The 13,171-nt window shown below is 41.2% G+C and carries 7 protein-coding genes; 1 reads left to right on the forward strand and 6 read right to left on the reverse strand.

The window, feature by feature from the left end; genetic code table 11:
* Nucleotides 1-68 precede the first annotated feature (68 nt).
* Nucleotides 69-1,754: a phosphoethanolamine transferase gene (locus tag QZR76_RS03080; RefSeq protein WP_294140298.1), complete on the forward strand. Its 1,686-nt coding sequence runs from the start codon at nt 69-71 to the stop codon at nt 1,752-1,754.
* A gap of 108 nt (nt 1,755-1,862) precedes the next feature.
* Here the strand turns inward: QZR76_RS03080 and QZR76_RS03085 are convergent, their stop codons facing one another.
* From QZR76_RS03085 to QZR76_RS03110, 6 genes are all read right to left on the reverse strand, one after another.
* Nucleotides 1,863-3,995, reverse strand: a complete 2,133-nt coding sequence (locus QZR76_RS03085; RefSeq protein ID WP_294140300.1) for a SurA N-terminal domain-containing protein — start codon at nt 3,993-3,995, stop codon at nt 1,863-1,865.
* 107 nt (nt 3,996-4,102) lie between these two features.
* On the reverse strand, nt 4,103-6,481 hold the full coding sequence (topA, locus tag QZR76_RS03090; protein WP_294140302.1) for a type I DNA topoisomerase: 2,379 nt from the start codon (nt 6,479-6,481) through the stop codon (nt 4,103-4,105).
* 199 nt (nt 6,482-6,680) lie between these two features.
* Nucleotides 6,681-7,289 carry a lipoprotein signal peptidase gene (locus QZR76_RS03095; protein WP_294140304.1) on the reverse strand — a complete coding sequence of 203 codons (609 nt, stop codon included), beginning with the start codon at nt 7,287-7,289 and terminating at the stop codon, nt 6,681-6,683.
* A gap of 96 nt (nt 7,290-7,385) precedes the next feature.
* On the reverse strand, nt 7,386-7,766 hold the full coding sequence (locus tag QZR76_RS03100) for a TraR/DksA C4-type zinc finger protein (protein ID WP_041503329.1): 381 nt from the start codon (nt 7,764-7,766) through the stop codon (nt 7,386-7,388).
* Nucleotides 7,767-7,861: 95 nt separating this feature from the next.
* Nucleotides 7,862-11,290, reverse strand: coding sequence for an isoleucine--tRNA ligase (ileS, locus tag QZR76_RS03105; RefSeq protein ID WP_294140306.1), 3,429 nt, complete (start codon nt 11,288-11,290; stop codon nt 7,862-7,864).
* 134 nt (nt 11,291-11,424) lie between these two features.
* On the reverse strand, nt 11,425-13,158 hold the full coding sequence (locus QZR76_RS03110) for a hypothetical protein (RefSeq protein ID WP_294140307.1): 1,734 nt from the start codon (nt 13,156-13,158) through the stop codon (nt 11,425-11,427).
* Nucleotides 13,159-13,171: the final 13 nt, after the last annotated feature.

A 13,171-nucleotide genomic window follows, 5' to 3' on the forward strand; every position in this document is an offset into this window, starting at 1 on the left:
AAACAGAGAGAATTAGAGAGAAGATAAGGTGGATAAGATGACGATAGGAATTTGAAAAACAGGAAATAATGAAAAAATTCGGTTTTGTTTGGAAACCAATAGGGGGAATTTTTATTCGTAATTTCTATTTTATAATAGTACTTCTGTTGTTTAATTTTGCCACAGGGGCATGGATGAATGCAGAACGGGAGATTGGGATTTCCATATATACCAAATGGGTACATGGTTTTATCAATGCCTTTCTTATTTCGTATCTATTGGGTGTTTTTAGGGAATTGATCTCTCCTGTTTGGGTGAAGAGAGTGTATACGGGTATTGTTATTCTTTTTTTCGGTGTTTTCTTCGTGTGCGAATGCTTTACGCTTTATTATTATAAAAGCGGATTCGTACCTTCAGTCGTTTTGCCGTTATTGTCTACTAATCCGGAAGAGGCAAACGAGTTTTTTCAGATGTATGGGGGAGTGAAGTGGCTGATCGGTGGGATAATTGTTCTTGTTATAGCCTATTGGATATCGAAATATTCCTTGAAAAGAGTCTCTTCCCGCTCTTTATCCCGGATGGGTAAGTTAATTACTTTGCTTTTATTGGCCGGGATTCTGGCTATTGTCTATCGTCAGCATAAAACACCTTTGTTTAAGACCATGATTCCGGTTCAGCGTTTATGGGTTTCCAAGCAGATGGTATGTGATGAAATGAAGGCTTGTGAAAAGATAATGAAGCAGGTGAATAGTAATCCGGTAATTACCCGGAACGAATCCGGGATAGAAGATGTCGTCCTTATTTTGGGGGAATCTTTAGGAAGAAAATATATGGGGGTTTATGATTCGGTGTATCCGACTACTCCTTTGTTACAGAAGTTGAAAGACCGGGGAGAGATTTATTTGTTTCAAGACGTTGTCAGTCCTTATGTTTCTACAATTCTATGTATTCAGTCTTTATTCTCTTTCTTTCATTATGAATCTGTTAAGGCATGGGATAAATATAATTTGTTAGTTGATGTAATGAAAAAAGCGGGATATGAAACCTTATGGATATCTAATCAGGAATCTTTTGGGGCTTATGGGAATTTACCTGCGGTAATAGCCAAGCGTAGCGATATAACTATTTTTAATCATACGAGGAGTTCGTTCGAGCATTGTTACGGGGATTTTGACGAGGAGCTTCTACCTATTATAGACCATCAGCTAAGGGGAAATCCGGATCGGAATTTTTGGGTCATCCATCTGATGGGTTCCCATGGTAATTACCGGCATCGTTATCCGGAAGAGTACGATCGGTTTAAGACCGATGATGTTACTTGGCTGGAAGAGGAAGAGGAAAAAGAGGTGATGGCGACTTATTTGAATACGATCCTGTATAATGACCATGTCGTTTATGAAATATTAGAACGTTTCAGGGAGAGGGAGGCCGTGGTCATCTATATTTCCGATCATGGTGAGGAGTTGTTTGAACGTCGTGATTTCTCGGGTCATACGGAGACCGATCCCAGTAAGTATATGGCTGAGATCCCTTTTTTGATTTGGTGCTCTCCTCTTTTTAAAGAGATGGAATCTCAAAAGGTAAAACAAATCGCTTCTTCGGTTCAAAAGCCTTATATGACGGATGATTTGATTCATACGATTTTGGATTTGACGAATATCAGGACGGCAGATTTTGACAGTACCAGAAGTGTAATTAATCCGGCCTTTAATTCGAAAAGAAAACGAATGGTGAGCCGGATTGATTATGATAGATTAAAAGCGATAAAAGAGTAGTTCCAAATAAAAATTAATCGTATAGTGAGTAATCATATCATGTAATTTGCCATAAAAAAACCTGCCTGGATTCAGGCAGGTTTTTTTATGGCGAGTTTGTTTGTTTTACTAATAGAATTTGTATCTCGAATCAACAACTCCTGCTTTTTTCACTAATGAAGGAAGTAATTGATAGTTTACCCGGTAGAAATTAGTTTGTAACATACTTACTTTAGCCTGGGCAATCTGTTCCGGAGTTACCTCGTTTACATGTTTTGTATTTACTGTGACAATGTAAACTCCCTGATTACCGATAATCGGTTTGGATATCTCTCCCTCATTCATAGCGACAGCTTCGGCGATAACTTTGGGTTCGATTCCGGCACCTGGCAATTGAGGAGAATTGAAGTTAATATCGTTTGCATCTACTACTTCCGCTTTGGCTTTTTGGGCTATGGAGAGTAAGCTCTGGCTTCCGCTCATGTCTTTTTCCAATTCTTTAGCGATAATGTCACCTTTCTTTTGGCGTATCAACTCTCTTTTAATAAGGCTTGAGACGCTATTAAGCGGGGCTATACCCTCTTTTTGTATCTCTGTTAGTACGGCAATAGTGAACTTATTGCCGCTCTCGAAGATCGGTGATTTTTCCTTCGTCAGCAATACGTTACCTGTTTTATCCGTTAGATAAGCCTCACGGATGATCTCTCTGGCATTGTCCATACCCGGAATTGTTTTGTCGTTTTTCCCCAGATTGGCAATCCGTTTCGTTTGTTTGTGGTCGGCAACGGCTGTCTCGAAATCCGCTAACGTGGTTACGTTATTGACAAATATGCGTGCATCATTATAGATGTTGTTAATGGTTTGCTGAGACGGAGTGATTTCTTTGCTAATGATTCCTACTAATACTTTTTCCTCCGGTTTGGATCTATCGGTTACTTGTACAATATGATATCCATACTGTGTTTTAACCGTTTTAATATCGTTTTTCTTGGCAAAGAATACGGTATCACTAAACGGTTGAATCATTGCATTTTGGGTAAACCACCCTAAATCTCCACCATTGATGGCGGAATTTTGATCTGCCGAATAGCGTTTGGCGATAGCCTCAAAATCGGCTCCTTTACGTAAAGCTCCGGCTAAACTATCTGCTAATTTTTCTGCTGCCTGAACAGACCTTCCGTTTTCCGGAACGATTAGGATATGACGAGCTTTAACGGAGTCCGGTAACATTCTGCGATCAGCTACCCGTGCGATATTGTAAGCTTGATCTTTTAAATAAGGGCCGAATACGCCGTTATTTTTTTCAACGAAAATGAAATCATCTAATTCGCTATACCCGAGTTCTCCTTTTTTCAAATAAGTGGTCGGAAACCTTTTTTCGGAAGAGAGGTTGGCAAATTCAATAACATTCGGAGCCGAAGCAAATTCGTCTTTTAACGAGTTTGCCCACTCCTCTGTTTCTTTGATATCTTCAGGAGATGCGGTAATATCAAAGCTGACGTAAGCAATTCGTCTGCTTTCCGGCAGTTGGAACAGGTATTGATGCGTGTTGTAATAATCTTTGATTTCATTGGAAGTGACGGTTATAGAAGAATCGCTGATTGTATTATAGCTTTTCAAAATATAACTGATATCTACGGTTGTTGCCGCATTTTCCAGAAAGTTTTTAGCAAGGGCATCCGTAACGAATAATCCTCTCGTTAATAATATGTTATATTTGCTTTGTTTTCTGGCGGTTGCTATTTGCTCTTCCATGTTCAACCAATAGGCTTTTTGTGGAGTTCCCGCGGGAGCTTCGATCAATTGCTTGATGATTAAACGGGCCCGGTCTTTATCTACCCGTCCTGTTTGAGGATCTGCAAATAATTGTTGGACGGCCGGATTCATGTTGTCTCCAAGAAGGAGGTCGTATAATTCGTCTCCACTCAGGCCCATTCCGAGATTTTCATATTCTTTTTCCATGATGGCATTGGTAACAATTTGTTGCCATGTGTTTTCACGGATCATCTGTTGCTGGTCTTCTGATAAGGCGGAAATCCCATTCATGGATTTTACCATCTCTTCATTTTTGGTGATTTTTTGTTGGTATTCTTGAATGCTGATGGATTCTCCCGCTATTTCTCCTACTTTGTTTCTGGAGCGATTCATAATGCTGGCACCAGAGCTCAAAGCATCTCCGACAATAAAAGCCACGAGGGCTAAACCAATCACGATACTAACAAGTATCCCACCGCGATTTCTAATTTTTTGTAATGTTGCCATTTATGTTAAATTTTAATGTTTTTACACACGATTAATCTATTTTTTCGAGCGTACGAATATATAAAATGGATCGCTTTTTTGCAAATAAATTTTATGCTGTCGCTCGTCTATTGCTGTTCCTTCTTTTTCGATGATTTTTTAGGCGTTTTTGTCGCTGCCTTACTACTTGTTTTTGTTGTCGTTTTTTTTGTTGTTTTCTTTTTGGAATCACCGCTCTTTTCGATGATTTCCATGCACTCCTCCTGGGTCAGTTGTGCCGCATCTTTCCCTTTGGGTATTTTGTAATTGACTTTATTATAAGTGATATAGGGTCCGAAGCGTCCGTTTAAAATCTGTATTCCGTTTTCAAATACTTTGATTCGTCGATTTTTTTCGATCTCTCTTTTCTCGTTGATTCGCTCAATGGCTGTTTCCAACGTGATGGTTCCGGGATCATCGACTCCTTTTTTTAGAGATACGAATAGTTGATCATGCTTGACGTAAGGGCCGAAACGTCCGATGGCGACAGAAACGGGTTTTTCTTCATATGTTCCGAGTATTCTCGGAAATTTGAAAAGAGCCAATGCCTCTTCTAATGTGATCGTCTCCATGAGCTGCCCTTTTAACAGGCTGGCGTAACGCACATGCTCTCCTTCTCCGATTTGTGCCACCGGGCCGAAGCGTCCGATACGAACCGATACGTTTTCTCCCGATTGAGGATCTGTTCCGAGTGTACGGGCTCCGGTATTGCGTTCTGATTCTTTCAATGTCTTTTCCACGTTCGTGTGGAAAGGAGTATAAAATGTTCCGATCATGGATTGCCATCCCACTTCTCCTTCTGCGATATGGTCGAGAGCTTCTTCGGCCTTAGCCGTGAAATTGTAGTCCATGATATTGGTAAAATAGTTGGATAGGAAGTCGGTGACAACCATTCCGATATCCGAGGGGAATAATTTTTTCTTTTCACTTCCGAAGATGCGGGTTAACGAATGCTTTTTTATGTCGTTACCTTTTAATTCAAAGTTTTGAATTTGACGTTCGACTCCTTCCCGACTCTCTTTAATGATATATCCCCGGTTTTGAATAGTCGTAATAGTCGGGGCATAAGTGGAGGGGCGTCCGATACCCAAGGCTTCCATCTTTTTCACGAGGCTGGCTTCCGTGTAACGGGGAGGATGCATCGTGTATTGCTCTAAGGCTTCTATTTTTGTTCTTTCCAGGCGGTCTCCTTTGTGAAGCGGCGGAAGTAAATCGTTTTTTTCGTCTTCTTTCTCGTCATCTTGAGACTCCATGTATACTTTTAAAAATCCGTCAAATTTAATAACCTCTCCCACGGCCGTAAAAATTTGTGGGAGCGAAGAGATATGAATGGGAATGGTTGTTTTCTCCAATTCCGCATCTGCCATTTGGGAAGCCAGCGTGCGTTTGCGGATTAGAGAATAGAGTTGTTGCTCGTTACGATCTCCGTCAATTTCTTCTTTGTCTATATAGGTCGGACGAATAGCTTCATGTGCTTCTTGTGCGCCTTTGGTTTTGGTCGCGTAATTTCTGGGTTTTGAATATTTATCGCCCAACGAATTTATAATGACGCTTTTAGCTGAATGAATGGCCAATTGGGAAAGATTCACGGAATCTGTTCTCATGTAGGTGATATGCCCGTGTTCGTATAATTTTTGAGCGACGGCCATGGTTTGTGATACAGAAAAACCTAATTTCCGGGAAGCCTCCTGTTGCAGGGTGGAGGTTGTAAAAGGAGGAGCCGGCTTACGGGTTGTCGGTTTGGTTTCTACCTCTCCTACGGTAAAACTGGAAGATTTACAGGCTTCTAAAAATTGAAGGGTATCCTCTTCCGTCGAAAAACGTTCGGATAGTTCGGCTTTTAACAGAATTGGATCGCCTTCGGTGTCTTTCGTATTAAACTGGCCGGAAACTTTATAATATTTTTGTTCGACAAAGTGATTGATTTCTCGTTCTCTCTCTACGATGAGTTTCACTGCAACAGATTGAACCCGTCCGGCAGAAAGTGAAGGCTTGACCTTTTTCCAGAGTACGGGAGAAACTTCGAATCCGACGAGCCGATCCAGTACACGGCGAGCTTGCTGAGCATCGACTAAATTTTTATCTATACTTCTTGGATTTTCGATAGCATGCAAAATCGCATCTTTGGTAATTTCATGAAAAACAATGCGTTTTGTGTTTTCACTCTTTAAACCTAATACTTCGAATAAATGCCAGGCGATGGCTTCTCCTTCCCGGTCTTCATCGGAAGCTAACCAAACTGTTTTGGCTTCTTTGGCTAATTGCTTTAATTCTTTAACAATTGCTTTTTTGTCTGCGGATATTTCGTATTTAGGTTGAAAATTGTTTTCAATGTCGATACCTAAATCTTTTTTTTCCAAATCTCGAATATGGCCGAAACTAGATTTTACTGTATAATTATTTCCTAAAAAACGTTCGATAGTCTTAGCTTTCGCCGGAGACTCCACTATTACTAAATTTTCAATCATAGATGATTCTTTTATCCCTGGCCTTAAGGCACAGAATTATCGCTTTCTCAAGCGGTTCACTCTAAATTTAGGCTGCAAACTTACGTAAAACAATTGAAAGTTGAAAAATGAAAATGAATATTTTCCATGAAAATCCCCTGAAGACATTCAATCTCGAACTTTAACACTCCGTTTTAGTTGGTTTTATTCAAGCAGCTTCTTATTTTGTCGAAAAGAATTTGCGGTAAAAAATAATCAATATAAGTACGCCGATGGTGATGTAAGAATCTGCCAGGTTGAATACCGGGCGGAAAAATTCAAAATAGGTATTGCCCCAGAAAGGAATCCATTCGGGTAACCAACCGCGATACAGAGGGAAATATAACATGTCTACCACTCGTCCGTGCAGGAAAGAGGAGTATCCTCCTTCACTCGGGAAGAGTGTTGCCACCTGGGAAAAGCTTTCATTAAAAATCATACCATAAAACATGCTGTCTATGATATTACCTATGGCTCCACAAAAAATCAATGCAAAAGAAAAAACAACCCCTTGGGGGGCTTTTTGTTTAAGTAGATGACGAATATACCAACCGATACCGATCACGGCAACGATGCGAAAGATACTTAATACGGTTTTTCCCCATTTACCTCCTCCTAACTCCATTCCGAAAGCCATTCCGTTATTTTCGACGAAGAGAATTTTGAACCAGTTTCCGAAAACGTTGAACGAGTCACCGAGTTGCATATGTGTTTTAACCCAGATTTTGACAATTTGATCGATGATCAGTAAAACGATAATAAACAGTATTAATTTCTTCTGATTTGTCATTTTTTCAATTTGAATTTGATATTGAAATTGAAAAAATCCAAGTGAAGAAACAATTTTTCTTCACTTTTCATTTTTCAATATGAGTTTTGGATATGCTTAGGAATCTTGTCCCATTTTAGCATCCATACTAAGTGTCGCATGAGGTACCGCACGTAATCTTTCTTTTGAAATCAGCTTTCCTGTTACCCGGCAGATCCCATAAGTTTTATTTTCTATACGTACCAGTGCTGCTTCCAGGTGGGCGATAAATTTGGCTTGTCTTTGAGCTAAACGTCCGGCTTCCTCCTTGGAAAGTACGGAGGCTCCCTCTTCCAGTACCTTAAAGGTTGGAGAAGTATCGGCTATATCATTTCCATCGCTACCAGAGATTACAGCCTTTAAAACGTCGTAATCTTTTTTAGCTTTTTCGAGTTTTTCGAGGATCAATTCTTTGAATTCCTGTAACTCTTCATCTGAATATCTTGTCTTTTCTGACATAGTAATAAAGTTTTTGTCTAAGTTAATAAAAAAATTCCCAGATGGCTCTCCATTGTGGCAAAATATCCACTTTTACTCTATTTGTGAGCGAGAGGTTACATCCGTTGAATTTTTATAAATGTACGAATATCGTCAATTTCGATTTCCTGAGCATCTTCACCGGCAGATTCCGTTAATGTTATGTTTTCTGCCAGCACTTGACTGGAAATATAATCTTTAAAATGCAATACGGCATCGTTGATCTGTTCGTGCTTCCCGATTTGCAGGTCAATTTTATCCGTTACATTGAAATCGCTGTCTTTCCGGAGGTTCTGTATCCGGTTTATCAATTCGCGGGCAATACCCTCTTCCTTCAGCTCTTGTGTCAGATTTATATCCAGGGCAACGGTCAGCCGGCCCTCGTTGGCTACCAGCCAGCCCGGGATGTCTTCTGAAAGGATTTCTACATCTTCCAATGTTAATTCAATGGTCGTTTCTCCTGCTTGTAAGGAAAAAGAGCCCTGTTTTTCGAAATTGTAAATATCACTTTGTGTCATGGTCCCTACTAAAGCAGAAATTTGCTTCATATACTTCCCGTATTTCGGTCCCAAGGTTTTAAAATTCGGTTTGATCTTTTTAATTAAAATACCGGCCGTATCCGTGATGTATTCGATCTCTTTTACATTTACTTCCGAGAGTATGATATTTTTCACGGCATCCAGTTGGGCTGTCATCTCACCATTTAAGATCGGAATCAGTAATTTACTCAGCGGTTGCCTTACCCGGATTTGAACTTTTCTTCGTAAACCCAATACCATGGATGAGATTTGTTGGGCCATCTCCATACGCTCTTCCAGTTGTTTGTCGATCATACTTGAATCTGCGATCGGGAAGGTCGCCAAATGCACGTTCGTTTGATAGCGGCCTGTGGCTTGGTTCAGGTCGGCAAAGAGACGATCCATGTAGAATGGAGCTATCGGAGCCGATAATAAGGCTACCGTTTCGAGACAGGTATAAAGTGTCTGGTAAGCGGAAATCTTATCTTTCGTGTATTCGCCTCCCCAGTAGCGTTTCCGGGATAAGCGAACATACCAGTTGGAAAGGTTTTCAATGACAAAATCCTGTATGGCCCGTCCGGCTCGTGTCGGCTCATATTTCTCGTATGCTTCCGTCACTTCCTGAATTAGCGTGTTTAACAGAGATAAGATCCAACGATCAATTTCAGGGCGTTCGTTAAAATCGATATCCGCTTCCGCATAGGTGAATTTATCAATATTCGCGTATAAGGCAAAAAAGCCGTATGTATTGTATAATGTTCCGAAAAATTTCCGCTTTACTTCGTCTACTCCGGTGATATCGAATTTCAGGTTATCCCATGGTTGAGAGTTGGTGATCATATACCAGCGTAAAGCATCCGACCCTTGCTTTTCAATGGTTTCGAACGGATCTACCGCGTTGCCTAAACGTTTGGACATCTTATTGCCCTTGGCGTCCAGAACCAGCCCGTTTGAAATGATATTCTTAAAGGCCACGGAATCAAATATCATAGTGGCAATGGCATGTAATGTGAAAAACCAACCCCGTGTTTGATCCACCCCTTCGGCGATAAAGTCTGCGGGGAAACGATAACGGTTGTCGATGGCCTCCCGATTTTCAAAAGGATAATGCAACTGGGCGTAAGGCATAGCCCCGGAATCGAACCAGACGTCAATCAGGTCTTTCTCCCGAATCATCCGTTGCCCTGTCGGAGAAACCAGAATGATCTCGTCTACATAGGGACGGTGAAGATCGATTTTATTGTAGTTCGTGTCGGAGTTATCACCGGGAACAAAATCCTTAAACGGATTCTCTTTCATAAAACCGGCTTGGATAGCTCGTTCGATCTCCTCTATTAACTCTTTCACCGAACCGATACATACCTGTTCTGTTCCGTCTTCACTTATCCATATGGGAAGGGGAGTTCCCCAATAACGAGATCTGGACAAATTCCAGTCTACGAGGTTCTCCAACCATTTTCCGAATCTTCCTTCTCCCGTGCTGGTCGGTTTCCAATTGATGGTTTTATTCAGTTCGATCATCCGTTCTTTTACAGCCGTTGTTTTGATAAACCATGAATCCAAGGGATAATAAAGTACCGGTTTATCCGTACGCCAGCAGTGCGGATAGTTATGTTCGTGTTTTTCAACTTTGAATGCTTTGTTTTCCCGTTTAAGCATGATGGAAAGATCGATATCTAACGTGGTATCGTCTTCCGAAAGGTTGGGATCATAGGCATTTTTCACGAAACGTCCGGCGTAATTACCGTATAGTGTAACATCAACATTATTTTTGATAAAACTCGGATCTATCTCGTCAAGTAGGAAAAGTTTCCCTTGCTTGTCTACCATCGGTTGCCTGTTTCCCTCTTTATCGATGAGTAGCATCGGGGAGATACCGGAAACTTTAGCTACCCGGTCGTCATCGGCACCGAAGGTCGGAGCAATATGTACAATTCCCGTACCGTCTTCGGTTGTCACGTAATCCCCGAGGATAACCCGGAAAGCGTCTCCTAACGGCTTCATCCACGGTATTAATTGTTCGTAACGTATTCCTTCCAGTTCCGGCCCTTTAAACTGATTTACAATTTGGTAAGGGATTAATTTATCGCCTTCTTTATACTCTTCCAACGCGATAGACTCCGCTTTTTTATTAAAAAAGCTATCGAACCGCTCTTCGGCCATAATAACCGTGATCGGCAGGAAGGTGTACGGGTTGTACGTTTTTACCTCGATATAGGTAATGTTTGGTCCCACGGCCAATGCCGTGTTTGAAGGTAATGTCCATGGAGTTGTCGTCCAGGCAAGGAAATAGACCTGATCACTATGAGCAAATAATTTTTCTGATTTTGCATTGCGAATTACCTTGAATTGGGCGACACAGGTCGTATCCTTTACGTCGCGATAACAACCCGGTTGATTTAATTCATGCGTACTTAACCCTGTTCCAGCGGCCGGAGAATAGGGCTGGATCGTGTACCCTTTGTAAAGCAATCCTTTTTCATATAATTGCTTCAATAGATACCACAAGGTTTCTATATAACGGTTATCGTAGGTAATATATGGGTCGTGCATGTCTACCCAGTACCCCATCTTCTGGGTCAGGTCTTCCCATTCGCGGGTATATTTCATCACGTCTTCCCGGCAAGCTTTGTTATAATCTGCCACGGAAATCGTTTTGCCGATATTTTCTTTAGTGATACCGAGTTTTTTCTCAACGCCTAATTCGACAGGTAAACCATGGGTATCCCATCCGGCTTTACGCTCCACGTAAAACCCCTGCAATGTTTTGTAACGGCAGATAACATCTTTGAGCGTTCTCGCCATTACATGGTGGATACCGGGCATGCCGTTAGCAGAAGGAGGCCCCTCGTAAAAAACGAAAGAAGGATTCCCTTCACGGGTCTTCAGACTTTCCTCAAATGTTTTGTTCTCTTCCCACTCCTTCAGCACTTCCTGATTGATCCGGGAGAGATCCAAACCTTTATATTCATGGAATTTTTTGTCCATTGTGGTCACTAATTTTTATAGTTATTGTTCGCATCTGAAAAATCAAGTTGCAAATATATCATTTTCTTAGGAAAGAAAAACAGACTTTTCTCTCTTTCTTATATAAAAATGGGATTCGAAGGGATACTATTCTTCTATTTTTGAGCATTTTCGTCAATAGGAGTCACTCCTTCCGGATGAAACTCGAATAATAAAGTAGGCAATTGTTTGTCCGTGTTTTTCCCGAATTGAACGATCGGTTTGAAATATTCCGGGTAGTATTTTGCCGCGAGCGGATAAATGGTGACGTAGCCGTGACGGAACCACCTGTCTATAATCACGTGAGTGATGCCGTCTTTTTTAAAGTTATTAAAAATAACTTCGGGTTTCCCGTATTGGGGGAAAGAAACCGCTTTTCTTCCGGACGAGAACAGGTAGAAGAGTTCCGGTTTGCGACAAGCAATACGAGCATCTTCCGGTAAGTTCTTTTTACACCATTGAATGGCATATACGTATTCGATAAAGGCCTCCGGGGCAATCCGTTCGTTCCAGACTTTAAAAGAAGCCAGTTTCCTTTGTGTTTCCAATGCTTGAGAGTATTTCGGAAACATAAAAAATACGATGAACAGGACGAGCGCACCCGTTGGGATGAGTTCCTTGTATTTGTACTTGAAATTGGGATAGGACGCCAACAGATAGGCTACCAAAGAGACACATCCGTTGAGGAAAAGGAAAATCAACAGGGGGATAATTCCGATCATGTAGCGGTGTCCGGCATACTGTTCCGGCCAAAAAAGTAAGACTGTCATGGTAATGCCCAGGTAGAGGGATAGTAATAACCTGTATTTTTTCAATCGACTTAATCCGAAAATAATCAAGGCAATGACACAAAAGCCCCGGGCCCATGCCGTGGAATTCGTTTTTTGACGGTCATAATCAAATGGCCAGATGGCAGAAGGGATCCATTTCACGGAATAGCTGGTTATGTTATTCTGGATTCTGGTTGCCCAATCGGAGAATGTCGCCATTTGTTCTCCTTTGGGTTTTTTCTTGAAATCATTGAGATAATCGCTGTGTACAACCCCATGACTCCGATTACGCATATCCCATCCGATTTTAGAACAGGAGAAGGATCCGACCAGGATGACGAGAACCAATACGTTACTTACCACGATCCTTTTGTTGGTTGCTGTTAGATCGGGATTCTCGTTTTGTCGTTTTTCCCGGATATAGGTGATGATGCGTTGAATACAACGAATCGAAAAATAGATCATGAATGCCAAAATGATGGAAGCACCCATCGTTCTGACAAAGTAGATATAGTTCAAACATATGATCAGCAGGATAAATAAAAAGATTTGGGATCTGGGTCGATTCCCCCCGAAAAGATTATCGGTATGAAGCAAGCTGAGTAAGTATAGGGCGGCTATCGACAGGCAGGTGAATAACATTTCACTCATAACGATAGTCGAATATCGTAAAAGTTCGGGCTGCATACAGCAAAGCAAGCAACTACCTAAAGCCAGAAGGATGGAGTCGGAGATTTTCCGTATAAACAGAAAGAGGAATAAAATGGCTAAGAAAAAGAGGACTCCGTTAGCCATCTTTAAAGAAACATAAGAGTGAAAAATAGACAACACGGAAGCTGTAAACAGCGGATAACCGGGAGGGAAATGGGTATGTGGACTTTCTTCAAAGCCCATGATGTTGGTATATCCTTTCCCTTCGGCAAGTGCTTTCCCCAAAGCATAGTAATAAACGTTATCTCCGTTTAAGTCCGGTTTGTAATCGAAGATTTTTCCATAGTTAAAAGCAAAAACAACACCTATCAGGCAGATACACAAATAAGTCTGTACTTTTGTATTGATTTTGTTGAGGATGTTTGTCATGGTATTTTTGATT

It is taken from the genome of uncultured Sanguibacteroides sp. (assembly GCF_900543425.1).
Lineage (GTDB): Bacteria > Bacteroidota > Bacteroidia > Bacteroidales > Marinifilaceae > Gabonibacter.

Coding starts and splice junctions, on each gene's coding strand:
- QZR76_RS03080 (WP_294140298.1), top strand. CDS start 69: ATGAAAAAATTCGGTTTTGTTTGGAAACCAATAGGGGGAATTTTTATT.
- QZR76_RS03085 (WP_294140300.1), bottom strand. CDS start 3,995: ATGGCAACATTACAAAAAATTAGAAATCGCGGTGGGATACTTGTTAGT.
- topA (WP_294140302.1), bottom strand. CDS start 6,481: ATGATTGAAAATTTAGTAATAGTGGAGTCTCCGGCGAAAGCTAAGACT.
- QZR76_RS03095 (WP_294140304.1), bottom strand. CDS start 7,289: ATGACAAATCAGAAGAAATTAATACTGTTTATTATCGTTTTACTGATC.
- QZR76_RS03100 (WP_041503329.1), bottom strand. CDS start 7,766: ATGTCAGAAAAGACAAGATATTCAGATGAAGAGTTACAGGAATTCAAA.
- ileS (WP_294140306.1), bottom strand. CDS start 11,290: ATGGACAAAAAATTCCATGAATATAAAGGTTTGGATCTCTCCCGGATC.
- QZR76_RS03110 (WP_294140307.1), bottom strand. CDS start 13,158: ATGACAAACATCCTCAACAAAATCAATACAAAAGTACAGACTTATTTG.